At 66.0% G+C, this 24,594-nt stretch carries 18 protein-coding genes; 11 read left to right on the top strand and 7 right to left on the bottom strand.

Going from position 1 to position 24,594, the window contains the following annotated elements:
• The first annotated feature begins 1 nt into the window (after position 1).
• Genes C935_RS0103595 through C935_RS0103580 form a run of 4 tightly spaced genes read left to right on the top strand, consistent with a single transcriptional unit; the run spans position 2 to position 4,737 of the window.
• A complete protein-coding gene (locus tag C935_RS0103595) occupies positions 2-949 on the top strand; it encodes a methyltransferase domain-containing protein (protein ID WP_018861147.1) in 948 nt (315 codons plus the stop codon).
• The gene (locus C935_RS0103590) at positions 946-2,163 is read left to right on the top strand and encodes a TIGR04063 family PEP-CTERM/XrtA system glycosyltransferase (RefSeq protein WP_018861146.1); all 1,218 of its coding nucleotides are present in this window, start codon (positions 946-948) and stop codon (positions 2,161-2,163) included. The genes C935_RS0103595 and C935_RS0103590 overlap by 4 nt, the downstream gene beginning before the upstream one ends.
• Entirely contained in the window at positions 2,153-3,388 is a 1,236-nt protein-coding gene (locus C935_RS0103585; protein WP_018861145.1) for a glycosyltransferase, read from the top strand. Before C935_RS0103590 ends, C935_RS0103585 begins: the two co-directional genes overlap by 11 nt.
• A gap of 2 nt (positions 3,389-3,390) precedes the next feature.
• The gene (locus C935_RS0103580; protein ID WP_018861144.1) at positions 3,391-4,737 is read left to right on the top strand and encodes a phenylacetate--CoA ligase family protein; all 1,347 of its coding nucleotides are present in this window, start codon (positions 3,391-3,393) and stop codon (positions 4,735-4,737) included.
• Here the strand turns inward: C935_RS0103580 and C935_RS0103575 are convergent.
• Positions 4,731-6,443 (bottom strand): asparagine synthetase B, encoded by a 1,713-nt coding sequence (locus C935_RS0103575; RefSeq protein WP_018861143.1) that lies wholly within the window; start codon positions 6,441-6,443, stop codon positions 4,731-4,733. The two genes, C935_RS0103580 and C935_RS0103575, sit on opposite strands and share 7 nt — an antisense overlap.
• A gap of 422 nt (positions 6,444-6,865) precedes the next feature.
• Between C935_RS0103575 and C935_RS0103570 the strand changes: the two genes are divergently transcribed.
• From C935_RS0103570 to C935_RS0103555, 4 genes are read left to right on the top strand one after another with little or no spacing between them, the layout of a single operon-like run.
• Complete coding sequence (locus C935_RS0103570) at positions 6,866-7,117, top strand: acyl carrier protein (RefSeq protein ID WP_018861142.1); 252 nt, start codon at positions 6,866-6,868, stop codon at positions 7,115-7,117.
• The gene (locus C935_RS0103565; protein ID WP_018861141.1) at positions 7,118-7,945 is read left to right on the top strand and encodes a hydrolase 2, exosortase A system-associated; all 828 of its coding nucleotides are present in this window, start codon (positions 7,118-7,120) and stop codon (positions 7,943-7,945) included.
• Complete coding sequence (locus C935_RS0103560) at positions 7,942-8,826, top strand: hydrolase 1, exosortase A system-associated (protein ID WP_018861140.1); 885 nt, start codon at positions 7,942-7,944, stop codon at positions 8,824-8,826. The genes C935_RS0103565 and C935_RS0103560 overlap by 4 nt, the downstream gene beginning before the upstream one ends.
• 8 nt (positions 8,827-8,834) lie before the next feature.
• Complete coding sequence (locus C935_RS0103555; RefSeq protein WP_026278620.1) at positions 8,835-9,836, top strand: glycosyltransferase; 1,002 nt, start codon at positions 8,835-8,837, stop codon at positions 9,834-9,836.
• Here C935_RS0103555 and C935_RS0103550 read toward each other — a convergent pair.
• Both C935_RS0103550 and C935_RS0103545 read right to left on the bottom strand, forming a co-directional pair.
• Positions 9,833-10,546: a class I SAM-dependent methyltransferase gene (locus tag C935_RS0103550; protein WP_018861138.1), complete on the bottom strand. Its 714-nt coding sequence runs from the start codon at positions 10,544-10,546 to the stop codon at positions 9,833-9,835. The genes C935_RS0103555 and C935_RS0103550 overlap by 4 nt on opposite strands.
• A gap of 43 nt (positions 10,547-10,589) precedes the next feature.
• Complete coding sequence (locus C935_RS0103545) at positions 10,590-12,197, bottom strand: amino acid adenylation domain-containing protein (protein ID WP_018861137.1); 1,608 nt, start codon at positions 12,195-12,197, stop codon at positions 10,590-10,592.
• 567 nt (positions 12,198-12,764) lie between these two features.
• Here C935_RS0103545 and C935_RS0103540 point away from each other — a divergent pair.
• Positions 12,765-14,564 carry an ABC transporter ATP-binding protein gene (locus C935_RS0103540; protein WP_018861136.1) on the top strand — a complete coding sequence of 600 codons (1,800 nt, stop codon included), beginning with the start codon at positions 12,765-12,767 and terminating at the stop codon, positions 14,562-14,564.
• Positions 14,565-14,572: 8 nt separating this feature from the next.
• On the opposite strand, the gene C935_RS0103535 is transcribed toward C935_RS0103540, so the two are convergent.
• Positions 14,573-15,778: a pyridoxal-dependent decarboxylase, exosortase A system-associated gene (locus C935_RS0103535; protein WP_018861135.1), complete on the bottom strand. Its 1,206-nt coding sequence runs from the start codon at positions 15,776-15,778 to the stop codon at positions 14,573-14,575.
• 41 nt (positions 15,779-15,819) lie between these two features.
• The gene (locus tag C935_RS0103530) at positions 15,820-17,418 is read right to left on the bottom strand and encodes an acyl-CoA ligase (AMP-forming), exosortase A system-associated (protein WP_018861134.1); all 1,599 of its coding nucleotides are present in this window, start codon (positions 17,416-17,418) and stop codon (positions 15,820-15,822) included.
• 190 nt (positions 17,419-17,608) lie between these two features.
• On the opposite strand from C935_RS0103530, the gene C935_RS0103525 reads away from it, so the two are divergent.
• Together C935_RS0103525 and C935_RS0103520 are read left to right on the top strand one after the other, a co-directional pair.
• The gene (locus C935_RS0103525; protein ID WP_018861133.1) at positions 17,609-19,000 is read left to right on the top strand and encodes a putative O-glycosylation ligase, exosortase A system-associated; all 1,392 of its coding nucleotides are present in this window, start codon (positions 17,609-17,611) and stop codon (positions 18,998-19,000) included.
• A 46-nt stretch (positions 19,001-19,046) separates the two neighbouring features.
• Positions 19,047-20,888 (top strand): hypothetical protein, encoded by a 1,842-nt coding sequence (locus C935_RS0103520; protein WP_026278619.1) that lies wholly within the window; start codon positions 19,047-19,049, stop codon positions 20,886-20,888.
• A gap of 4 nt (positions 20,889-20,892) precedes the next feature.
• Here C935_RS0103520 and C935_RS0103515 read toward each other — a convergent pair whose 3' ends face one another.
• Together C935_RS0103515 and C935_RS0103510 are read right to left on the bottom strand one after the other, a co-directional pair.
• The gene (locus tag C935_RS0103515; protein ID WP_018861131.1) at positions 20,893-23,121 is read right to left on the bottom strand and encodes a hypothetical protein; all 2,229 of its coding nucleotides are present in this window, start codon (positions 23,119-23,121) and stop codon (positions 20,893-20,895) included.
• Complete coding sequence (locus C935_RS0103510) at positions 23,121-24,587, bottom strand: hypothetical protein (protein WP_018861130.1); 1,467 nt, start codon at positions 24,585-24,587, stop codon at positions 23,121-23,123. The genes C935_RS0103515 and C935_RS0103510 overlap by 1 nt, the downstream gene beginning before the upstream one ends.
• Between the last annotated feature and the right edge of the window lie 7 nt (positions 24,588-24,594).

The following is a 24,594-nucleotide window of genomic DNA, read 5'->3' as shown; positions in this document are numbered from 1 at the left end:
CATGTATGGACGTCGTCCCGTTGCCGATGCCTCGCGTGCCACCCGCGCCATCCTCAGCAACCTCCTGGCCCGAGGGGCCCCGGGGCTCTATGTGCGACTGACCCACGAGACCGGCCGTGGTCGGGGCGCGGAGACGGCGGAATCCGTGGCGCAGTACTTCACCACCTGTTTCTTCGACTACTTCGATCAGCTGGCGGTCCCGCCCGAGGCGATCGAGGGCAGCCTTCGCGACAAGTACCTGCTGGAGTACGGGCCCGGCGATGTACCCGGCGTGGCGCTGCTGATGCTGGCCCATGGCGCGGCCCGGGTGACCTGTGTCGACCGCTTTGCCCTGTCGCAGCGCAGCCCCTTTCAGCTGGAGGTCCTGCAGTGCCTGCTGGACAACCTGGATCCCGAGGCCCATGAACGGGCGGCCGCGTGCTTTGAGCGCCCAGGCGATCCGGCCTCGGGTTTTCGCAGCGAGCGACTGGAATATCGCGTGACCCGGGATGGACTTTCGGGCCTGAACTCCGAGGTCGACCTGATCTATTCGCGCGCGGTGCTGGAACACGTCAACGACCTGGACGCGACCTTCCGCGACATGGCGACGGCCCTGAAACCGGGGGGGCTGGCGGTCCACCAGGTGGACCTCAAGAGCCACGGCCTGCACCGCGAGAACCCACTCGACTTTCTCACCTGGCCGGTCGGTCTGTGGCACTGGATGTATGCCGGCAAGGGTGTCCCGAACCGCTGGCGTCTGGACCGCTACCAGCATGCAATCAAGAACGCAGGGCTGGTGATACGGCATTTCGAATCCACGGCCGAGGCACTGGACGAGGATGTGGCGGCAGTGACGCCTTATCTGGCCGAGCCGTTTCGCCGTCTCGACGCGGACACACTACGCTGCCTGGGATTCTGGCTCGTAGTGACCCGACCAGTGCCGGGCGGCGAAGCGAGGGCTGCGGCATGAAAATCCTCCACGTCCTCGATCACTCCATACCACTGCACAGCGGGTACACCTTTCGCACCGCGGCCATCCTGCGCGAGCAGCGCCGCAGGGGCTGGCGGACCTTTCACCTGACCAGTCCCAAGCACACAATGGCCCAGGCGGACGAGGAGACGATCGACGGCCTGCACTTTTACCGAACGGCCCACAACGCGAGTGCGATCCCGGGTATCGAACAATGGGGGTTGATGCAGGCACTGACCCAGCGGCTGACCCGCGTCGCCTGCCAGGTCGCGCCCGACATCATCCATGCCCACTCGCCCGCACTGAATGCCCTGCCGGCCCTGCGTGCCGGTCGCCGGCTGGGGATCCCGGTGGTCTACGAGGTGCGGGCATTCTGGGAGGACGCCGCGGTAGACCATGGCACCGCCCGCGAACATGGCCTGCGCTACCGCCTGACGCGGGAGCTGGAGACCTATGCCCTGAAGCGCGTGGGACATATCACCACCATCTGCGAGGGGCTGCGCCGCGACATCATCGCGCGCGGCATCCCGGCCGAGCGGGTCACTGTGATCCCCAATGCGGTGGACGCGGATGACTTCCACCTGGGCGGTGAGCCCGATCCCGCCCTGAAGGCCGAACTGGGTCTGGGCGACGCCCGTGTGCTCGGCTTTCTCGGGTCCTTTTATGCCTACGAGGGGCTCGATATCCTGCTCGAGGCCTACCCGCGCATCCGGGCCCGAGCGCCCGATGTCCGCATCCTGCTGGTCGGGGGCGGGCCGCAAGCCGAGCGCCTGAAGGCCCGGGCCGAACACCTCGGCATCCAGGACCGTGTCATCTTCACCGGGCGCGTCCCGCATCACCAGGTGCAGCGCTACTACGACCTGGTTGACCTGCTCGTGTATCCGCGCCATTCGATGCGCCTGACCGATCTGGTCACGCCGCTGAAACCACTGGAAGCAATGGCCCAGGGACGCCTGCTGGTGGCATCGGACGTGGGCGGACACCGGGAACTGATCCGGGATGGCGAGACCGGCTGGCTGTTCCCCGCCGACAACCCGGAGGCCCTGGCCGCCCGAGTGCTGGAGACGCTGGAGCACTCGGAACACTGGCCACGGGTGCGGGAGAACGGGCGGCGCTTCGTGGAGCAGGAGCGCACCTGGGCGGCGAGTGTCGCGCGCTACCAGTCGGTCTACGACGGGCTGCGGGCCCGGCCGGAGGTGCTGCGTGCCGGATGACGGGCGCCCACGTCTGGTGGTCTACACCCGCGTGTACCCGAGCGCGGCGCAGCCCAATCTGGGGCTGTTCGTGCGCGAGCGCATGCGCCGTGTCGCCGAACATCTCGATCTGGTCGTCGTCGCCCCGGCGCCCTGGTTCCCGTTCCAGAACTGGCTGGGACGCCTGCGTCCGCACGCCCGACCGCCGCAGCCGGCCTTCGAGATGCAGGGGTCGATTCGCGTCTACCACCCCCGTTTCCTGTGTATCCCGGGCCTGTTCAAGTGGACCGACGGTTTCTTTCAGGCGCTCGGCAGTCTGCGCCTGATGCGCCGGCTGCAGCGCGAGTTCGGCTTCGACGTGATCGATGCCCATTTCATCTATCCCGACGGGGTCGCCGCGCGCTGGCTGTCACGCTGGTTGCACCGCCCCTATACCATCACCCTGCGCGGCAGCCTGAACCGTTTCCGCAACCGGCCGCTGCACCGGGTGCAGATTCGCCGGGCGCTGGAGGATGCAGCGCGAGTGTTCTCGGTGGCCGGCGCGCTGCGCGACGAGGCACTGGACTGGGGCATCGAGCCCGACCACGTGCAGGTCGTGGGAAACGGGGCCGATCTCGACCGCTTCAAGCCGGAGGAGCGGGCCCAGGCCCGGAAGCGCCTGGGCCTGCCCGCTGAGGGGCAATTCCTGATCTCCGTCGGCGGGCTGTCCGAGCGCAAGGGCTTTCACCGGGTGATCGCGACCCTGCCGGAGTTGCTGCAACAGCACCCGGACCTGCATCTGGTGATTGCCGGAGGCGGCACCCCCGAGGGAAACAACGAGCCCGAGCTGCGCCAGCAGGTCCAGTCACTGGGGCTGCAGGACCGGGTGTGGTTCCTCGGGCCCGTCGCGCCCGACGAGCTGCGGTTCGTGTACTCCGCAGGGGACTTGTTCGTGCTTGCCACGCGTTTTGAAGGCTGGGCGAATGTCTTCCTGGAGGCCTCGGCCTGCGGGCTGCCCATCGTCACCACGGATGTGGGAGGCAACGCCGAGGTGGTCGCCTCGGAGCAGGTGGGGCTGATCGTCCCGTACGGGGATCATGACGCACTGCGCTCAGCGATCCACGAGGCCCTGGGTCGCGAATGGGACCGCTCGGTGATCCTGTCCCATGCACGGGCGAATGACTGGCGGGTGCGGATTCCGGAACTGGTCGCGGCCTTCGAAACGATCGCCGGACCCGTCGGACATCGCCTGCCACGGCGCGCCTGAAGATGGGGCTGTACACATCGCTGGTCGCACATGGCGCCTTTCCCGTGCACGAACGGCTGAAGGGGCACCCGACGGTGCCCCTGCGCAAGGCGCTGGAGGCGACCCAGTGGTGGACGCCCGAGGCGCTGGAGAACCTGCAGCTGACCCGCCTGCAGATCCTGCTCGAACGCGTGGCACAACAGATTCCGTTCTATCGCCAGTGGTTCGCCGACCAGGACTGGTCACCCCGCGCGCTGACGTGCCTTGCGGATCTTGAGCGCCTGCCGGTCATCGACAAGGCCGTGCTGCGCCAGGCAGGCCATGAGTGGCGAGCGGACGGGGCACAAGGCCTGGTCGCGCAACGTACCAGCGGTTCGACCGGCGAACCGCTGGCCTTCTGGCTGGGGCGCGAGCGCATTGCGATGGACATCGCCGCCAAGTGGCGCGCGACCCGGTGGTGGGATGTCGACATTGGCGATCGCGAGTTGGTCCTGTGGGGCGCGCCGAACGAGACCGACGCGCAGAATCGCCTGCGGTCCTGGCGCGACCGCGTGCTGCGCTCGCGCCTGGTCCCGGCCCGCGACCTCGACCGGGCACGGGTCGATGCCATCATTGACCAGATTCGCGAGTTCCGCCCGCGCATGATCTTCGGCTATCCCTCCGTGCTGGCACGGGTCTGCGCGCACGCGCGGGAACAGGGCCGGCGCCTGGATGACCTGGGCATTCGGGTGGCCTTTACCACGTCGGAGGTCCTGCGCCCGGAGTGGCGAGCGATCATTACCGACGTACTGGGTTGTGGGGTCGCGAACGAGTATGGTGGCCGGGATGCCGGCCTGATCGCACGCGAATGCCCGCATGGCGGGCTGCACCTGACCGCCGAGGCACTGATCGTCGAGATCCTGGACGATGCCGGGCGACCACTTCCGGCCGGCGAGACCGGGCAGATCGTGGTCACCAATCTGATGGGTCCGGAGTATCCCTTCATCCGCTACCGCACCGGGGATCGTGGCGCGCTGGACCCGGCGCCCTGCCCCTGCGGGCGCGGCCTGCCCCTGTTGCGGGCGATCGAGGGGCGGGCCAACGACGGCCTGATCGCCCTCGATGGCCGCTGGGTGCACGGCAGTCATTTCAACTACTGCCTGCGCGAGATCGCGGGCCTGCGCTCGTACAAGATCATCCAGCACGCGCCGGACCGGGTCGAGCTGTTGCTGGTCCTCGACAAGCCACTGCCCGAGGCCGTGGAGCAGCGCCTGCGGCGCGCCTTCACGCAGACCCTGGGGGACCCCCTGACGGTGGAGGTCCGCCAAGTCGAGGCGATCGCCCCGGAAGCCGGTGGCAAGCACCGGCACGTGGTCTGTCGGGTTCAGTAACCGCCCGCCTGGGCGCGCGCTTCGGCTGGCATCTCGCTCGACGGGGCGTGCAGCCAGAGATCCAGCATCATCAGCACCCACACCATGTCGCCGTAGTAGGCCGCGTGTCCGTCGCGGTGCAGCGAAATGAGTTCGTCGATGAACTGCGGCCGCAGAAAGCCCTGCCCCTTGAGCCGCAGCAGGCTGTCATAGGCCAGTTCGCGTAGCGGCGCGTGGTCGTGCATCCACACCCCGAAGGGCAGACCAAAGCCATGCTTCTTCTTGTCGATGATGGCGTCGGGCAGGAACCCCTGCATCGCCTCCTTGTAGAAGTGGCGCAGCCGCTGCCCGCGCAGTTTCTGGTCGGACGGGATGCCCAGAGAGAACTCCACCACGTCGTCATCCAGCATCGGAAAGACGACATCCACGCCGGCCAGCTCGCACATGCGCGTCACCTTGCGCAGGTCGTTGTCGGCCAGGGTCTGCTGCCAGTCCAGGTACATCATGCGATTGAGCGGCGAGGCGTGCGCCGGCTGATCGTGGATCTCGCGCATCAAATCCCATGGCGCCCGCGTGTCCACCGCCGCGAGAAACTCCGGCTCGAACATGCTCGTGGGCGACAGGTGATACAGGTAGTTGTAGGTCTGCAGCCGATCGGGCAGCGGGATACGCGCCTGCTCCACGTAGCGACGCGCCTTGCCCAGCCACCCCGCCTGTTGCGGGATGCGCGTCATCAGGGGCTCCAGCATGCCCTGGCGCAATGGGCGCGGCAGACGCTGCCAGTGCTCGAACAGGCCCTGCTTGGCATAACGCGCGTTGCCGGCAAACAGCTCGTCACCACCATCGCCAGCCAGCATCCGGGTCACGCCCGCCTGTGCCGCCATGCGTGCACAGAAATAGGCGGGAAGTGCCGAGGAGTTGCCAAAGGGCTCGTCGTAACTGCCGGCAATCAAGGGAACGGCGGCGACGACGTCGTCCGGCGTCACGTAGTACTCGTTCGCCCGGGTCGCAAAGTGCCGGGCCGCGATACGGGCGTACTCCATCTCGTCGTAACCCGGGGCATCGAAACCGATGCTGAATGTCGGCGGCGGCTCGGGGGTGGTCTCGGCCAGGAGCCCGGCCACGGTCGAGCTGTCCAGCCCTCCGCTGAGAAAAGCCCCAGGCTTCGGCGTCTCCCGCTGCTGCTTGACGGCATTGCGCAGCTGATCCCGCAGGGCCGTCCCCATCTCGGCGGCATTGCCCATGCGCGCCTCGCGGAAATGCGGGAGCCAGTACGGCTTCACGCGGATTGTGTCCGCCTGGCGTTCCAGGTAGTGCGCGGCGCGCAGCTTCTCGACGCCCGCGAACACACTGACCGGTGCGGGCAGCATATGGAAGAAGAGGTAGTGATAAAGCCCCGAAGGGGTCGGCTCGCGACTCAGACCGGGATAGCGAACCACACTGCCGGCCGTTGTCCCGAAGACGACCCCGCCCGGCACCGCCGCCCAGTGCAGCGAGGCCTGTCCCATGCGGTCTACGCCCGCAAGCAGGCGCGGCCGCTCCGGGTCCAGGATCGCCACGACAAAATCGCCCGCGAGCTGACTGAACAGGGCCTCGCCAAAACGCCGATAGGCATCCAGCAAGGCATGCGCGGGCGACTGTTCCAGCGCCAGGCGCTGCAGGCCTTGTTCCCGCCACCGGGGATGGCCGGTGATGCCCGCGATCAGCCCATCCGGGGCCTGGGCCACCCAGCCGCCCTGGACCAGACACCCGCCCCGGGGGCCATCGCAGCGCGCGCTGGACCTACCCGGAGCTGAAGGGAGCCCGGCCTCCTGCAGGCCGAGAATATCGCCTGCCGCCTCCCTGGGCGCTCCAAACCATCCACATAGTCCCGCCATTGGCCTTCCTGTCGCCTTCGGTGGCGTTCAAAGCGACAAACGCCCGCCTGTGATGGCTCCCGTGGGCATGCCGATATACAAGTCTCCACATTTACCTTTCAGCAAAGAAATACCGGCAAAAGGTAAAACTCAATGATGGAGGGGCTTCCGACCACTTTAAAGTATTGATTATTTGGTACCCAGAAGGCCTCCAGTTGTCGGCCATATGCTTTCAGAATAGGGATTCCGGATTTTGTACGGATTGCGCCCCCAGGGAACAGGAGATCTGCATCATGTCGACGCTCGAGCACATCAAGGCCTTGCTTGACAGCGCCCTCGGCCTGAACGGCCGCGCCCAGAACTTTGACCGCTCCACGCCTCTGCTGGGCGGGGTCCCCGAGCTGGACTCCATGGCGGTGGTTTCCTTGATCAACGAGATGGAGGAACAGTTCGACATCGTGATCGATGATGACGACGTCAGTGCGGAGACCTTCGAGACCGTCGGCGCCCTGGTCGATTTCGTTGAACACAAGAATGGTGGCTAGGTGGAAGCCGGTTTCCTGCAGGGCCGCGCCGGCCCGATCTTTTATGTACTGCACCCGGCATCCCGGACCCCGGTCCGTGGACGGGTTCTGTTTGTCCCCCCGTTCGCCGAGGAACTGAACAAGGCACGACGCATGGTGGCACTGCAGGCACGGCGCATGGCCCACGAGGGGTTCGCGGTCTTGCTGCCCGACCTGTACGGCTGCGGGGACAGCGGCGGCGACTTCAGCGATGCGCGCTGGGAGATCTGGCTCGATGACCTCACTTGCTGCCTGGATCACCTGGAGTCCGCATCGGGCGACGAGAGTCCTGTGATCCTTTGGGGACTGCGCGCGGGCGCTTTGCTGATCAGCGACCTTCTGGCCACACACGCCCCGCCCGTGGCGGCCACCGTGCTGTGGCAACCGATCACCAACGGCGAGCAGCACCTGACCCAGTTCCTTCGCCTGCGCATGGCGGCCGCAATGATGGGTGGCGACAAGGAAAGCACGGGACAACTGCGCGCGCGCCTGGAATCCGGAGAAGCCGTCGAAGTCGCCGGCTATACCCTCGCGCCGGAGCTGGCGGCCGCCCTGGCGAAGGCCCGCCTGGCACCACCGCAGAATGGACCGCTGCACTGGTGCGAGATCAACGACATCGAAGGCGCCGCCCTGTCGCCGGCGAGTACTCGAGTGCTGGAGGCGTGGCGCCAGCAGGGCGTCGAGGTCCACGCATCGGTCATAGCCGGCGAGCCCTTCTGGAACGCGCCGGACATCCTCGAGGCCCCGGAACTGCTGGACCACACCATGGGCTGCCTGCGGCGTTCGGCCAGTCTGGGACGTGCGGCATGAGCGAACGGGCCGTCACCTTCCGGCTGGGCGAGGATGAGCTGCTCGGCATCCTCCACCCCGGTGCCGCCGGGGCCACGCGAGGTGTGCTGATCGCCGTGGGCGGCCCGCAGTATCGCGTCGGCAGTCATCGCCAGTTTCTGCTCCTGGCCCGCTACCTGGCGGCCCAGGGGATCCCGGTATTCCGTTTCGACTTCCGCGGCATGGGCGACTCTTCCGGCCCCCAGCGCGACTACGAAGCGGTGCACGATGACCTGCGCGCGGCGATGGATACCTTCTCGTTCGAGGTGCCGGAGATGAGCGAGGTGACGATCTGGGGCCTGTGCGGTGCGGCCTCTGCGGCCTTGTTCTATGCCTGGCGGGACCCTCGCGTAGCGGGCCTTGTGCTGGCCAACCCCTGGGTCCGCACCGACGAGGGGCTGGCCCGTGCCTACCTGAAGACCTACTACCTCCAGCGACTGTTCTCGCGCGACTTCTGGTCGGGCGCCCTGAAGGGGCGTTTCAACCCCTGGGTATCCTTGCGCTCTCTGGGACGAATGGTCGGTACGGTCGTGGGCCCTCGTGCGGGGGGCTCCCGAGACTCGGGCGACCATGACACCAACGGTATCCAGCCTGCCCCCCTGCCGGACCGTATGGCCGAGGGGTGGCGCCGCTTCCAGGGGCCGATCCTGGTGATTCTGAGTGGAGAAGACCTGACAGCCGCCGAATTTCGAGATGTCGCCACCAGCGCACCGGCATGGAGCGGCCTGCTGCGACAACCACGGGTTACCCTGCGCGAACTGCCCGACGCCAACCACACCTTTGCCCGCCGCGAATGGCGCGACCAGGTGGCCATATGGACGCATGACTGGCTGCACCGGTCGCCAGAGCGCAGCGCGGGATGATGTCACCCGTGGAAACGTCCCTGGCGCACAGTACAGTCCCGGCCGAACCGGAGACCCGCCTGCACAAGCCACTGGTGTCGGTGATCATGCCGGCCTACAACACGGCGGCCTACATTGCGGAATCCGTCGACAGCGTTCTGGATCAGGACTACCCCAGCATCGAACTGATCGTGGTGGACGACGGCTCGACCGACGGAACGATCGAAATCCTGCGCGGGTATGGCAACCGCCTGACGCTGCTGACCCAGCAAAACCAGGGGGCAGCCGTGGCCCGCAATGCCGGCATCGCAATGGCGCGGGGCGACTTCATCGCCTTTATCGATTCCGACGATGTCTGGCTGCCCGGCAAGCTCACAGCCCAGGTGCTGTATATGCAGCAGCACCCGGAGATCGGTCTGGTGCACACGGATTTTCTGGCGTGGAAGCCGGATGCCAGCGGGCAGTTCGCCCCGGCCCATACCCTGGCCGACCCCCCGGTCCCGGTGACCGAGGCGCCGGGAATTGTCCCGGAGGGTTCGGGCTGGGTGTACAACCAGCTGCTGATGGAATCCCTGCCGCATACCATCACGGTAATGATGCGGCGGGAGCTGGTGGAACAGGTCGGCTCGTTCGATCCGCAGCTCAAACGCGGCCAGGACTATGACTACTGGATTCGAGCCTCGCGATTGACCGAATACCGCCAGCTGGACCGGGTCACCGCCCTTTATCGCCTGCACGGGCGTGGCTGCATGACCAAGTACCCGGATGTGAACTACGAGGTCGAAGTGGTCCAGCGGGCGCTGGGCCGCTGGGGTCTGGTGGGACCCAATGGCGAAACGACCCCCTGGTCCCGGGTCCGCGAGCGCCTGGGCGATGCCTGTTTCACCTTCGGCTACCACCACTACTGGGAGGGAGACGCACGGATCGCCCGGCGCGCGTTCTTTCAGGCCCTGGTCCGCCGACCGGGACGCATGAAGACCTGGGGGTATCTGGGGGCCAGTACGGTGAAGGCCCTGCTCGCGCGTAGCTAAGCGCGAGCAGGGCTCCAGCGATTTCGATAAACCGCGACACGGCCGATCGGCATCTTTCGCAGCCGCCTGGTGCGGTATTCCCGGTAGGCCACCCGCTCCAGAAACGGCGCCTCGTCCAGCAGCCTTCTCTGGGTCGGGTTCTGGTACACCACCAGCACGTCCCGCTCGGCGTCGGCCTGCAGGGCGCTCTCAAGATTCGCGAGCACGCGCTCCATGATCACGGCCTTGAAGGGATTGAACAGGTAGATCAGCAGGTCGCCCGGCGGCAACTCGAATGCACCGGCGTCACCGCAGACGGTTTCGATCCGGTGCATGCAGCGCTCGGGGTGCCGATAGATCCGCGCATTCGCGGCGGCGATCGCATCCAGACGGGCGTTGTACTCGACTCCGATGATCCGGCGAAACGGATGGTGGGAGGCCAGCAGCAGCGCCTTGCCCTTGCCCGACCCCAGATCGATGAACGCGTAGCGCGCCGGGGCAATATCCAGGGACCAGATGATCCGATGGAACAAGCGCGGTGGGGCGCCCTCGTAGCCCTCGTGCTCCTGCGGCAGGCCCGCATCGTCTTCGGCCTGCATGCCGGTATTGGTGCCATGCTTGCGGTCGAAGTCCGTCAGCCGGAACAGGATGTTCCGCGGGATGAGGGCCAGGGTGCGCCACCAGCCGTGCCGGTGCAGGGAGGAGCGCAACTGAACCAGCGCATCCATCATCTCGCGGTACCCGCAGTGGCAGAATCTGAAAGCACTGAGCTATTCACGCTTCGGCCGCCTGCAGCGTCTCGACGAGCATCTTGCGGTCGACCTTGCCATTCGCATTCAGTGGCAGCTCGTCCAGAAGATGGATCTCCCGTGGCACCATCACGGTGGGGAGCCGCTGCCTCAGTTTTTCCCGAATCCCCTCGACGTCGGCGTGTTCGGCCACCACGAACGCGATGATGCCGGAGGCCCCACTCGCGGTACGCGGCCAGCCGATCGCAACAGCCTGGTCGGTCGCCGCAGCCTCGCGCAGGGCCTGTTCGATTTCTCCCAGCTCGATGCGCACGCCGCCAATCTTGATCTGGTGATCGAAGCGCCCGAGGAACTGCAGGGGCTCTCCGGGATACGGGCACCGCACGAGATCACCCGTGCGGTAATACAGGGTGCTGTCGTCCCCGAGCCGGATAAATGCGGCCGCGGTGCGCTCCGGGTCCTTCCAGTACCCGGCGCTGACCTGCGGCCCGCTGATCAGGAGTTCGCCCTCGCCCCCTTCCGGTACCTCGTGAAAGGCCTCGTCGACCACAAGAACCCCGACCTGATTGCCCGGATAGCCGATGGGGGCCATCCCGTGTATGCACTCCGCCGGCGACCGCTCGGGATCCCAGCGGTAAAAGCAGGCATCGACGGTGCATTCGGTCGGCCCGTAGGCATTGTCGATCGCAGCGTTGGGGGCCGCGCTCTCCATGATCCTTGCCAGTTCCGCCGACAGGGCCTCGCCGCCAAAGCGACAAAGCCGCAGTTGGGGGAACCGGCCAGGGGCCCAGCCGTTGCGGCGACTCATGCCATGGCCGGCCGAAGGCGTGATGTCGATGACGGTCAGGGCCTTGTCGACGATATACCGGTTGGGGTTGAACCACTCGCGAGCGGAGGGGCAGCAAAGGCATGCCCCGTAGGCCCAGCCCACATACAGGTCGAACATCGAGGAGTCGAACGTAATGTCGTAGAACTGCGAAAAGCGATCCTCTTGACTCAGGCCGAGCGCATCGTAGCGCTCCCGCGACATGGCCACGAACCGCGCCGCATTGCGATGGCGCACGCCCACGCCCTTGGGCACGCCGGTACTGCCCGAGGTGAAGAACAGACAGGCGAGATCATCGGGGTTGACCTCGGCGGGAGCCCACTCCTCGGGCCGCGAGCTCTCGTCCAGGGCATGGAACGCATGGCCGGGCCAGCGGGGCCCGAAGGCCTTGCAATCCTCCAGGGTAGGGAGCCAGATCGCACAATCGGAGATCTCCGGCCCCAGCAGGGCATCCAGTGACTCCACCCCCGTGGCATCCACGACCAGGGCCGCCAGCTCCGCCAGCTCGATCATCCGGCGCGTGCGGTCGGAGGGGAACGAGGGATTCAGCGGAACCACCGTGTGACCGGCCATCAGAACCCCGAGCAGCCCCTGGTACATGATCCGCGAGCGCTGTGCCAGGATCCCGATCGTGTGCGGCCCGCCCGCGGGCAAAACGGCTTGCAGATCCGAGGCCAGGTTTGCACTGGCGGCGTAGAGATCCCGGTAGGAAGTGGCACTACCCTCCACATCCAGCGCCGGACGTTCCGGGAACCCCCTTGCCGAACTCAGGAACCCGGCATGCAAACCGAACGCGTCCATGGCCATCCGACCACCCCTTGAAATCGTAAACAGGCATGGGGTGGCAGTCGCGGCTTGTGGCGAGACTCCATGCAAATTGATCGCCGGCACCTGTCTGTCCATCCCCTAGGGAAACACTGATTAATGTACACACTCACGCTCGAGTCGCTTTTGCGTGCGAACAAGGCGCGGCGCCCGCCGTGCAGTCACTCTGCACAAGGGAGCCGCAACGCCGTTCCCGCGCAAAAGCGGCCGAGCCCCTTGGGGTTGGTACCCCAGGTTCCCCGATCCTGCGTTGCGCCCCTTGCGGGTAGAACCACTACCCGCTGCACGACGCGCCTTGTCTCGGAAAACCTGGGGTACCAACGCGAGTGTGTACATTAATCAGTGTTTCCCTAACTGGAGGATCCAAAAACCCGTGAAATCACGCAATCCCGAGTGCGAGGGATTTACCTGATGATCCGGACCGGACAGTTGCATGAGTTTTTTAATTTACAGTCCATTCCACCCCGCCAGACCCGACTTTTCCGTTTCCTCGACGGCAAAAAAACGCTATACGTCGTAAGGATCGCGACAACGAAAACCGGTTGATTCATGTTCAGGACCTTGCGCAAGCTGAATGCACTTTTGCACCCCCGGGATCGGCGCAAGGTAGGGCTCCTGGTGATCCTGATGATCATCACGGCATTCATGCAGACCGTGGGTGTCGCTGCGATCATGCCGTTTCTCGCCGTGTTGTCGGACCCTGACATGGTTCATGAACACGCACTCTTGAGTCAGGCGTACAGCACCCTCGGGTTCGCGTCGACCGGAGAGTTCCTCTACTTTCTGGGCGTGGCAGCATTTGTAATGTTCATGTTCGGGACGCTGCTGCAAGCGCTGACGCAGTGGTCGATCACCCGCTTCTCCCACATGCAGCAATACGAGCTGTCGCGCCGCCTGATGGGCGACTACCTGCGGCGACCCTTTACCTTCTTTCTGCACCGCAATTCCGGCGATCTGGCCAAGACGATCCTGCAGGAGACCACGCACGCGATCAGTGGCGCGCTGATGCCGGCCATGCGTCTGGTCAGCCAGGGCCTGCTGGCGCTCTCGATTATCGTCCTGCTCATCCTGGTGGAGCCGTGGCTCGCGCTCACCGTGGCCCTGGGCTTGGGCAGCGTCTATGCGGCCATCTACGTCGTGGCCCGGATCTGGCTGAACCGGATCGGGCAAGACCGGGTAGAGGCCAACCGCGAACGCTTCACCGCAGCGGCCGAGGCCTTCGCGGGCGCCAAGGAGATCCGACTGCTGGGACGCGAGCGTGACTACCTGGAACGCTACCGCCACCCGTCCAGGCGCTATGCCCGGCACCAGGCAAACGCGGTGCTCCTGCAGGACACCCCGCAATACGCAATCGAGGCGATCGCCTTCGGCGGCGTACTGCTACTCGTGCTGTACCTGATGGCAGGCGACGGGGGGCTGGCCCAGGCCCTCCCCCTGCTCGGCCTGTATGCGCTGGCGGGCAAGCAGCTGATTCCCGCTTTCCAGAAGGTCTTTCAGAACGTGGCGGCCCTGCGCTTCAACTTTGCGGCCGTCGACAACATCCTTAAGGATCTGGGCGACCGCGGCGGCGACATCCTGCCCCTGCACGACGGGGCCGCTCCTGCGCTGGCCTTGCAACGGGCGATTCGGGTCGAGGGCGTGACGTATCGCTATCCACAGCATGACCGCCCCGCGCTGGACAAACTCTCGCTGGAAATCCCCGCCCGCACGACCATTGGCCTGGTGGGATCATCCGGGGCCGGCAAGAGCACACTGGTGGACTTGCTGCTGGGACTGCTGGAACCCGACGAGGGCACGATTCTCGTCGACGGCCAGCCACTAACCGCAGCGAGCGTGCGCCAATGGCAGGCGGCGCTCGGGTATGTTCCGCAGCACATCTTTCTGGCCGACCAGAGCGTCGCCGCCAATATCGCTCTGGGCGTACCGGAGGCCGAGATTGATCATGCTGCGGTGGAGCGGGCCGCACGCCTGGCGAACCTGCATGACTTCGTGGTGAACGACCTCCCGCAGGGTTACGACACCCTGATCGGCGAACGCGGGACACGCCTGTCCGGCGGGCAGCGCCAGCGGATCGGCATCGCCCGGGCCCTCTACCGCGACCCGGCGGTGCTGTTCTTCGACGAGGCGACCAGCGCCCTGGACAACGCCACGGAGCGTGCCGTGATGGACGCCATCCACAACCTGAGCGGAAACAAAACGATCATCCTGGTCGCGCACCGGCTCAGCACCGTCAAGCCCTGCAACCGTATTTACGTGCTCAAGGACGGACGGCTGGTCGACCAGGGCAGCTGGGAGATGCTCGCCGATGGCAGCACGCACTTCCAGCAACTGGCCGCCGGTCACGCCTGACGGCTGCCTCAGACCAGGATCTCCGCGGGTTCCGGGTGGCTAAGAAAGCCTCTGGGGCTGGCCGTGTACCCGTAGGCACCGGACTGGAAAACCACCACCAGATCGCCAATCTCCGCGCGGGGCAGTTCCACCTGCTGGCCAAGGACGTCCAGCGGCGTGCACAGTGGTCCGACGACGTCCACGACTTCGGTGTTGGTCTCGCCCATGCGGTTGCCGATGGCGACCGGGTAGTTCTTGCGGATCACCTGGCCAAAATTGCCCGAGGCCGCCAGGTGATGATGAAGGCCCCCGTTGGTAACGAGGAACACCCGGCCGCGCGAGACCTTGCGGTCCAGTATCTCGGCCACGTAAACGCCCGCCTCCCCCACCAGGTAGCGACCCAGCTCGAGGATGATCTCGGCCCGCGGCATCCGCGCACGCACCTCCGGCAGGCGTTGCTCGAGCTGCTCGGCGATGGGCCCCAGGGTCAGCGGCTGATCGCCCGGGAAATAGGGGATGCCAAAACCGCCCCCGATGTTCAGGGTCTCCACCGGCCCCGGGGCATGGTCGGCCAGGCGCAATGCTAGGTCGAGGGTCAGGCCCTGGGCCTCCACCAGCGACTCGGCGCGCAGGTTCTGCGAGCCGGAAAAGATGTGAAAGCCGCGAAAGTGCAGCCCCAGTTCGTCAATGCGCCCCAGCATCTCGGGCACGCATTCGGCATCCACGCCGAATACCTTGGGCCCACCACTCATCTTCATGCCCGAGGTCTTCAACTCGAAGTCGGGGTTCACACGCACCGCGACGCAGGGGGTCTTGCCGGTGCGCTCGGCGATCACCGCCACTCGCGTCAGTTCGGTCTCGGATTCGAGGTGGATCGTGATCCCTGCGGCTACCGCCATCTCCAGCTCCGCCGGGGACTTGCCCGGCCCGGCGAAGCTGATATCGGCCGCGGATACCCCGGCATCCAGGGCGATCTGCAGCTCGCGCCCGGAAGCCACGTCCAGACCGTCAACCAGCGAGGCCATATGGCCGACCACCGCCGGCATCGGATTCGCCTTCATCGCATAGTGCACCGACAGGTCCCGGGGCAGGGCCTCGCGCAGGGCCTGGACGCGGCGGGTCATGACCTGTCGATCGTAGGCATAGAACGGGGTCCGCCCCGCGCGGCGGGCGACTTCGGGCAGGGGCACACCGCCGATCAGCAGCGAGCGCTCACGTACCTCGAAGGCGGCCATTGCTGCATGACGAGGGGCGGGCGTTAGGGACACCTCCCGGTTCATGGCAGGGCGACCTCCTGAAACAGGCCTTCGAACTCCAGCGCCAGCGCCTTGCGGTCGATCTTGCCATTGCCATTGCGGGGCAGGGGCTCGGTCCGCAACTCCAGGTGGGTGGGCACCATAAAGGCGGGCAGGCGCTCGCGCAGAAGGGCCAGAATCTGGTCATGGGTCACCGCAGGGTCGTGTGGCAACACCACCAGGACCACCGCCTGGCCCAGTTGCGGATGCGCGATGCCCAACGCGGCTCCCTCGGTCACCAGCCCCGTTGCATAGGCAACCTCTTCGATCTCCACCGGGCTCACCCGGTACCCCGAGGTCTTGATCATCTCGTCGCGCCGGCCGACGAAGTACAGATATCCGTCCTCGTCCATGCGCACCGTATCGCCGGACCATACGGCCATCTCCTGGCCCGGCACGCCACCGGGCTGCCCCGGCGCGGGCCGGAAGCGCTCCGCCGTGCGGACGGCATCATTCCAGTAGCCCATCGCGACCAGGGCCCCGCGATGGACCAGTTCACCCGGTTCTCCGGGTGCGCAACGGCTGCCGTCCTCGCGCACGACCATGATCTCGGCATTGGGTATCGCCCGCCCCATCGAGTCGGGGCGACGATCGACCTCCTCGGGCGGCAGATAGGTGGAACGAAAGGCCTCCGTGAGCCCGTACATCAGATACACCTGGGTACGCGGCAGATGCGCCCGCAAGCGTCTCAGGGTCTTCAGGGGCATCGCGCCACCCGAGTTTGTGATGTAGCGCAGGGATCGCCGTGCCGCCTCCGGCCACTCCATCTCGGCGAGCTGGATCCACAACGGTGGCACCGCCGCCAGCCCGGTGATCCCGCCCTGACCCACCGCCTTGATCACATCGCGAGGCAGGAGGTAATTGAGCAGCGTGGCATGGGCCCCGGTCAGGAACGCGGTCGTCAACTGACTGAAGCCATAATCGAAGCTGAACGGCAGTACGCAGAGGATGCGGTCCTCCGCACGATTGTGCAGGTAATGCGCGACGCTTTGCGCTCCGGCCACCAGGTTGCGGTGCGACAGCACCACACCCTTGGGCCGCCCGGTGCTGCCGGAGGTATACAGAATGGCCGCCATGTCCGTATCGATGACCCGGTGTGCCGACGGCCCCATCCCGAAATCCGTCCTGGATTGCCAGGCAGCCAGTTGCGCACCACCCGATGCGCCGGCGTCAGGCAGTGTGTCCACGAGCAGGATCGTGTCCAGATCCGGACATTGCGCCAGGACATCCCGCAGTGCGGCATAGCGTGTCGCGGATGTCACCAGGACCCGTACCTTGCAGTCCTGGAGGATGTGCGCGACTTGCGAGGCCTTCAGCAGCGGGTTGACCGGGACCATCACCGCGCCAGCCCGCGAGGCTCCGAACATCGCGTGTACTGCTTCCGGGCATTTGTCCAGATACACGGCCACCCGGTCGTGTCGCCGGACTCCCGCTGCCAGAAGCCGCTGTGCCGCATTCTCGATGTCGCTGGCGAGCGCCTCGTAGGACTGCGTGACGCCCCGATGCGTAATCGCCGAGGCCATTGGGGTTCGCTCGGCGCTATGCAGGACGCCATCGTGCAGCAGGGTCGTGGGACGCATGATCAGGGTGGACTCCTTCAATCTGAGGATCAAATGCTCTGGCGTGCAGTGTATTACGAATCTTTTGCAAAAATACCCAAACGTTCTACAAATAGGCTACTCTTCGAGTGGGCTGAATCATATTGCCACGTTCACGTGTTCGCGATGTGTCGCGACACACCCGTACTGCTGTATAGCGGAATTCTCTGGAATGCGCGACTACCTGCTGTTTTTTATAATTATGGTGTTGATCCCGGTGATCCTGGCAAGGCCCTGGGTTGGCATCCCTGCCTGGTTCTGGGTGGGCCTTATGGCCCCGCACGGCCTCACCTGGTCGTTCATGCGCAGCTTCCCCGTGGCCGCTGTGATCGGCATGACCACGATTGCAGCGCTGTTCTTGGCCAAGGATCGGCGCCCAATGCCGATGACCCGCGAAATGGTGATGCTCTGGGTTTTTCTCGGCTACATCACCATGACTTCGTATTTTGCGGTAAATCCCAGCGGTGCATGGGACTTCTGGCAGCACGTTTTTAAGATCCTGCTGATTACATTTATCACACCCATGCTGATATTTGGTCAGCTTCGTATAGTCTGGTTGTTATTAGTTATTACATTCTCGATCGCCTTTTACGGATTCAAGGGGGGGCTGTTCACGCTTTCTACGGGCGGCCAGTTCATGGTGCTGGGTCCGCCCGGTTCCTACCTTTCCGGGAATACCTACATCGGGCTGGCGATGGTGATGGTGCTGCCGCTGATTCTGGTCAGTGCGCGGCTGTTCCGCGAGCGCTGGGTGGATCTCGAGATTCCCGGCATGGAGCGCTTCTACCGGCCGATCAGCTGGGCCATCTACGGCGTCTTCTGGCTGACCGCGATCGCGATCCTCGCGACCTACTCTCGCGGGGCCCTGCTCGGGATCCTGGTGGTGGCCCCGTTCCTGTTCTGGCATATGCGCCACAAACTGGCGATGGTGATGGTCGGCGTGCTGGTCTTCGGGGTCATCGGAGTCACTGCTCCCGATCGCCTGCTCGATCGCTGGGGCACCATCGAGACCTACGAAGAAGACCGTTCCGCCATGCAGCGCATCCAGGCCTGGGGCGTGAACTGGAACATGGCCACCGAACGGCCCCTGACCGGAATGGGCTTCCGCAACCACCACCTCGGGTACGACTGGTGGGTCCGCTACGCGAACTTCGAGGGGGACTGGCGCCATGTGCTCTCGCCGCACAGCATCTATTTCGGTCTGATGGGTGAACACGGCTTTGGCGGCCTCGCGACCTTCCTGCTACTGGTCGGCTTCACGTTCTTTACGCTGAACCGGATCCGCAAGCGTGCGCGGGCCGTGACCGGGCAGGTCTGGCTGGCGGAATACGCGTGGGCAATCCAGATAGGCCTGGTCGGCTACCTGGCCGCCGGGACATTCCTCGACGTGATCTACTTCAACCTGTTGTTCGCGTTCATCGCCCTGGCCGTCATCATGCGCCGCGAACTGGAGGAGGCACCGCGGGTCGCCGAGGCGCCCGCACCCGCACACACCGCGACGGACTATTTCCCGGGGACTGCCGCGCACGACAATGCGACAGAGGCACCCGGGACCTCGCGCTGACACATGTTGCGCCGGGCATCGTGTTTCCCGACCCGGTTCGCCCCTCGTGAGTGAGGTCGCAACCTTGGGCGCTTCCGTGCTCCAGCCCTGGGTCGACCGCCTGACCCAGGCGGTTGCGGCTCATGTACGCCCGGACACCGGACTTTGGGATGCCCTCGAACAACGCCCGAGCCCTGCCGATCACTACGGTCAGACCAGCGCCGCGCTGGCGTTGTACCTGCAGGGCGGCCCCGAAATGGAACAGTGGGGCTGGGCCCTGCGGGCCTGGCTCGATCGCTGTGGCAGCCGTGCCGGCCACGCACCCTTCAACCGGCTGTTGCTGCTGCTGTTGCGGGAGCGAGTGATTACCGGGGCACAACCCGTCACGCCAGCCCTCGAAACGATGCTCGACGAGGCTCTGCAGCGGTGTCGCCTGGACCGCCACTATCCTTCGAACAACTGGACCTTGCTGGCGCAGCTGTGCCGTCTCATCGAGGCCCAGCCCGGTCACCCGCGGGAGCGAGCGGCACAACGGCTGATCACGCTTCTGGAGCGCTGGACGAGCGCTCGCGGCGGGTTCATCGATTTTCCTGCCCGACCCGACCCACACGGCGTGGCCACCCCGATGGCCTACCACCACAAGGCCTTGCTGATCGCCTCGATCGCGGTGCGTTATACGCGCGCGCCTGCCTTGGCGAACATCACCCAGCAGCTCTATGGCTGGGTCGCCCTGACCTGGGATGGCGGAGAATACGCAGGTGGCCTCGGCCGCAGCACACACTCCCTGTTCGGCGATGCCTGTCTGGTGGCCAGTCTGCAGCTCCTCGGGCTGGCCGGCGCCGAGCAGGCGGATACCCCGCCAGGGCGAGCGCTGCGTGGCGTCCTGAGACGGTGGGAACGGCAACGCCGGATCGACGGGCTGCTGGATCTGACGCCCGCGGATCGTGTTTCCGAAGCCGGAACCCGCCCTGCAGGATGGGACGACTACATGCATCTGTCGGTCTACAACGCCTGGGCGGCGGCACTCCTGGCCTGGGCCAGCGACCGGCAGCGTCGCCACGGGATCCCCGGAGAGATCGCGGGCCTCCAGTGGGCAGGAGGGCGCACAGATGTCTGCCAGCAGGACGCTCAGGCGGGTGTGCTGCGCGCCCAGGCGGGGCCGGACTTGTGCGCCATCATCAGTACCCGCGGGCAGGCGCCCCAGGCCTACAGCCGAGATACAGCCGAGTTGCGCTACGCAGGCGGTCAGCCCGTTCATGTCCGCTATCGCGACCGGGTCTTGTGCCCGCCACCGGTGAGGGTCAGCGCCGAATCATTGTCGCGCAGCCCGGCCCTGGCCGGGTGGGTACCCCTGTTTCAGATTGGGGACCAGCTCTGGGCCCTGGCGGATTTTCGCTCGGTTGCGGTCGACGCGGCGGCGCCTGCCGTGCGAATACAGCTGGACGGCGGCCGGGCGGTGCCCGTGGTGCGCGCAGCGGCCCGCACCCTCTGGAGGCGCGGCCTTGCGGCGCTGGACTGGCGCTGGTTCGACGGGGCCCTGGGGCGCGGCGCGGCCTTGCGACGCCCACGCTCGTCGGCCCTGTTCGGGGCCATCACGCTGTGGCTTGACCCCGCGGGACCCTCACTGCGCCAGGAGATCCGGCTCGAATGCCGGGGTGAAGATCCGGTCCACTACCTGAATCCGGGTGGCCATGCGCTGGTCGCCGATCAACCTCCCCCCGCGCGGCGCTTTCAGCAGCAGGACCCCCTGACACGCCAGTGGACCGAGGTCCTGTTTCCTGCCTCCGGGCCCTCGATCGTCAGTGTTCCGCTGCCCTCGACAATCCCGGGGCTGGGCTGCGCATTGCCGCCCAAGCCCTTGCACCCGGGCCCCTACGCCCATCGGCTGACGCTCGGCTGGGGCGACTGAGCGCCTAGTCGCTTTCGGGCAGGCGCTGCAGGATGATCCCGCGGCGCAGGTCGGACCAGATCAGCACGTCCGTTCCCGGCAGCGGGGTGACCCGATGCCAGTTCTCGTAGCGGTCAAACGGGCGATCGGCAAAGTCCACATCTTGCCAGTTGTACAGGAGCCGCCAGGGTTTGCCGCGGGGCGGATCGCCGATGTACATCTGCCGGGCATTGTTCTGCAACAGGATGTAGTCCCCGGTCTTCGGGTGATAGGTCAGCCGGCTGCCGCCGGCAACATAGGCCTGTCCGGAGGCCCCGTGCCGCTGGAATCGGCCCTCGCGGTCGATGGTGGCCGTGGCCTCGGCCCCGCGTCGGTGGTTGCCACCGTACTGGGTCATCCCGCCGTAGATCAGTACCTCGCGGTGGACCGGGTTGTAGAGCATGGTCCCGCCATATCCGGAGGACTGGGTGCGGCCCTCGGGGCCCCGGTAGTCCGGATGATTCCGGGGATAGGTCCACGCCCGGTCACCATGCCCCCAGACACGGACCTGCCCCATCGTGTGGGCCTCGATGCCGTCGCCCGGCAGGTGGTCGTAGCTGGCAGACCCCAGCGTGTAGAGGACGAATTTCTCGATATCGGGATGCCACACGGTGGAGTGGTCGCCCACCGCGTGCGCATTGCCCTGGCCCGCGCCCAGACCCACTTCTTCCCAGGCGGTCGGATCGGTGTACGGGGCGCGCACCAGACGTCCAATATCGGATCGACGAGGTTCGCTCGGCGAAAAGTACATGTAGCCATCACCGCCATCCATCAGGCGGTTGTACGGACGCCGTTCGCCCCCGTCATAGTCGAGGCCCGGCGGGGCTACGACGCCGGTCCAGGACAGATCCGGCTCCAGCCAGGTCACCGAGCGGACGGAATTGTCCCGCATCAGGATATTGAACAGCCGCCCGGTCTCCGGATCGAAGATATGGCGGTCGGTCCACCCCACCCCGAACGTGCCGCGCTTGTCCGGGTCGTGCCACTGGGTGTTGTTCATTCGCGCCATGTCCGGCACACCTTCCGGCAGCCGGGTTTCGACACGGCGGAACTCGCCAGGCTCCAGCGTCTCGGCAATGTCGTAAAGCTTTGAGCGCCCCTCCGACGCGGGCGCTGGCGCACTGGCCGAAACCTTCAGGAACGCCGCGCGGGGTTCGGCCGGGGGCAGGGTGTCGGCCCCCGATCGCTCCTGGCTGAACGCAGACTGGTGCCGGTGCAGCAAAGGGCCGGCCTGGTTGAGCCAGAGGACCACCCCGTGGTCGTCAATCGGCACCGGCACGATCCCGCCATAGCGGTCGAATGGCCAGCGCTGGCCGCTCCAGTCCGCAGCCTTGCGCCATTCGTCCTTGTCCGGATCGAGCTCCCACAACTCGCGTACACGGCCGGCCCGCAGCACGAGGTAGTTCCCCGTTTGCGGGTCGTAGGTCAGGCTCTCGTTCATGATCCCGAACACGAACGGCGTATCGCCGAGATCACGCACTGTGCCATTCGCATCCAGCAGGGAGACCTTGTTGCGCGACTTGTTGCCACCGATAAACAGCATCTCGTCGCGCACGCGGTTGTACTGGGCCGAGGAGTGATAGCCATCGACCGCGGCCTTGCCGTGTTCGACCCAGCGACCATCGCGAAGGCCGTAAACCTGGTTCTCGCGGAGGTAGATCAGCTGGTCCAGCGCGTCGTGCCACTCGATCGGGTCGGTGTGTTCCCACCCCCCGCCGGGCCCGGGCAAACTGCGCGTCGCGAGTTCCCAGCGATCATCCGCAATGGAATAGCGATACAGGGTGCGCTGCGAACGGCCGGCACTGATCTTGTAGTAATGCCCCCGCTCGGGGTCGAGCGCCACGCCGCCATAGACATGCGCGAAGGGGGGCGGACCCTCGGCGGACAGGTGCTGCCATGCATGCTGGTCTTCGCGGTAGGTAATGAATACCGGTCGCGATCCGCGATCGCCATACATGAAGACCTGGCGCCGGCTGGCATCCCAGTGCGCGCTGTCATTCCAGGTATCCGGATCGCTCGACTTGGCGCGCAGGAAGTCGTAGTAGCGCTGGAACCCCTCTGGAAAGCCGGCATCGAGGGGGGCCAGCTCCCCGGGCTGCAGACCCGCCGCCATCCGCCCCAACGAGCTGTCACTGGCCGCTGCCTGGCTGGTCGCGAGCGCCAGCGCGAGGATGGTCAGCAACCAGACGGTGCTGCGACGCGCGAGCCGGCGCATCAGGCAGCCTTTCCGGCTGGGTGGGCAGCCGCCTTGTGACAGTGAGGGTCGACCCCCAGCTCCTGTACCGCCTGGAGGAGCGGCATCACCTTGACGAAGGTCGGCGTGAGCGGGCGGATATGGCCCGTGCGCAGGGCCTCGAGGGTATACCCGACGACACGCTCGGGGCGCGTAAAGCCGTTGAACAACGGCCGCGCCAGATGCGACACCCGGCGGCTGAGACTCGCCCACTCGACCCGTGGCGGTGATCCCGTGGCCTTCTGGCTGTACGGGATATGCGCGGCGTGGGGATAACAGCCCCGGATCACTTCGTCGTGGAACGCGCGCGTCGCGAACGACTGCCACGGCAGGCTCAGCAGGAACTCCAGCACGTCAGGGTCTTGATAGGGCAGACAGACGGCCTGCTGCTGTCCGGCCATGGCGATCGGCAACAGGGCGATCTCGCGGCGAATCCGATTCCAGAAAACAAACGACTTGGCCGGATCGGGCGTACCGACGTGCGCGCCCAGCTCCCGAATGATCGCATCACGAGCGACCTGCAGGCGCCAGCGATCCTGGAAGGTCCGCTTCAGAAACGACGTGTAACTGCCCGCCATCAACACACGATTTGCCGCCCCTTCGAGATCACCGGCATCCAGGCACTCGGCCAGACGTGCGTCGAAATAGGAACCGTTGCACAACACATCGCCGGCCAGGCCATCGAATACCGGGCCCTCCAGATGCGGCATCAACGCGAGGTACCAGCTGTTCTCGTCGGTGGAGTAGTGGTTCAGGCGGTTTTTCTGTCGCTCCGCGGCGATACGATCCTGGGGATTGTCGATCACCTGACATTCGATGCCCAGGTGCTGGGACAACGCACACGCCACGCCACTCTCGTCCCCCCTCTTCGCCCGCAGGACCAGGGTTCGGGGTGGCGGGGTGTCCTGTTGCGCCAGCTCCAGACAGATATGGCGCGAGTCGCGGCCACCGGACAGCGGCAGGCGCCCCACACCGCCAGCGGCGCGCCGCTCGATCGCCCGCGCAAAAAGCTCCGTGAATCGTGTCCGCGCCTCGTGCGGATCTCCGGAAAATGGAGGTATCAGGGGGATGGCGGGGCGTTCGCCGGAGAGCACGCCTTCTCGCCACAGCAGGGTCTCTCCCGGCATCAGGACCTTTACGCCCGCCAGCGGGGTCTGGTCGCCCACGAGATAACCCAGCGCCATGAATACCGCGATGGCCTCGTCGTCAAAGGCGGGGGCCGACAAGCGCGCCGCGGCCTCCTGCAGGGAGTCGGCCACGATCAGGCGACTGCCCTCGCGGGCATAGAACAGCGGGATGAATCCGAGCCGATCGGCCGAGACGGACAGACTCGCCCCGTCGAATGACCAGCCCGCGACGAGCGTCGGGCCTCCGGCTAACCAGTCGAACTCCAGATGATGCGACACCTGCCCCAGGCACTGGCGACCGATAACTTCTAAGAAAGCCATTGTGTGC

This window comes from Thioalkalivibrio sp. ALJ3 (assembly GCF_000377205.1).
In the GTDB taxonomy this organism is placed as follows: Bacteria; Pseudomonadota; Gammaproteobacteria; order Ectothiorhodospirales; family Ectothiorhodospiraceae; genus Thioalkalivibrio.
The sequence above is the reverse complement of the archived record's forward strand: the minus strand, read 5'-3'. Positions and strand labels throughout refer to the sequence as shown.

Excerpts from the sequence above, each read along its gene's own strand:
- C935_RS0103530 (WP_018861134.1), bottom strand. The coding sequence starts at position 17,418 with ATGCGTCCCACGACCCTGCTGCACGATGGCGTCCTGCATAGCGCCGAG.
- C935_RS0103590 (WP_018861146.1), top strand. The coding sequence starts at position 946 with ATGAAAATCCTCCACGTCCTCGATCACTCCATACCACTGCACAGCGGG.
- C935_RS0103540 (WP_018861136.1), top strand. The coding sequence starts at position 12,765 with ATGTTCAGGACCTTGCGCAAGCTGAATGCACTTTTGCACCCCCGGGAT.
- C935_RS0103560 (WP_018861140.1), top strand. The coding sequence starts at position 7,942 with ATGAGCGAACGGGCCGTCACCTTCCGGCTGGGCGAGGATGAGCTGCTC.
- C935_RS0103595 (WP_018861147.1), top strand. The coding sequence starts at position 2 with ATGTATGGACGTCGTCCCGTTGCCGATGCCTCGCGTGCCACCCGCGCC.
- C935_RS0103550 (WP_018861138.1), bottom strand. The coding sequence starts at position 10,546 with ATGATGGATGCGCTGGTTCAGTTGCGCTCCTCCCTGCACCGGCACGGC.
- C935_RS0103545 (WP_018861137.1), bottom strand. The coding sequence starts at position 12,197 with ATGGCCATGGACGCGTTCGGTTTGCATGCCGGGTTCCTGAGTTCGGCA.
- C935_RS0103515 (WP_018861131.1), bottom strand. The coding sequence starts at position 23,121 with ATGCGCCGGCTCGCGCGTCGCAGCACCGTCTGGTTGCTGACCATCCTC.
- C935_RS0103510 (WP_018861130.1), bottom strand. The coding sequence starts at position 24,587 with ATGGCTTTCTTAGAAGTTATCGGTCGCCAGTGCCTGGGGCAGGTGTCG.
- C935_RS0103535 (WP_018861135.1), bottom strand. The coding sequence starts at position 15,778 with ATGGCCGCCTTCGAGGTACGTGAGCGCTCGCTGCTGATCGGCGGTGTG.
- C935_RS0103525 (WP_018861133.1), top strand. The coding sequence starts at position 17,609 with ATGCGCGACTACCTGCTGTTTTTTATAATTATGGTGTTGATCCCGGTG.
- C935_RS0103580 (WP_018861144.1), top strand. The coding sequence starts at position 3,391 with ATGGGGCTGTACACATCGCTGGTCGCACATGGCGCCTTTCCCGTGCAC.
- C935_RS0103570 (WP_018861142.1), top strand. The coding sequence starts at position 6,866 with ATGTCGACGCTCGAGCACATCAAGGCCTTGCTTGACAGCGCCCTCGGC.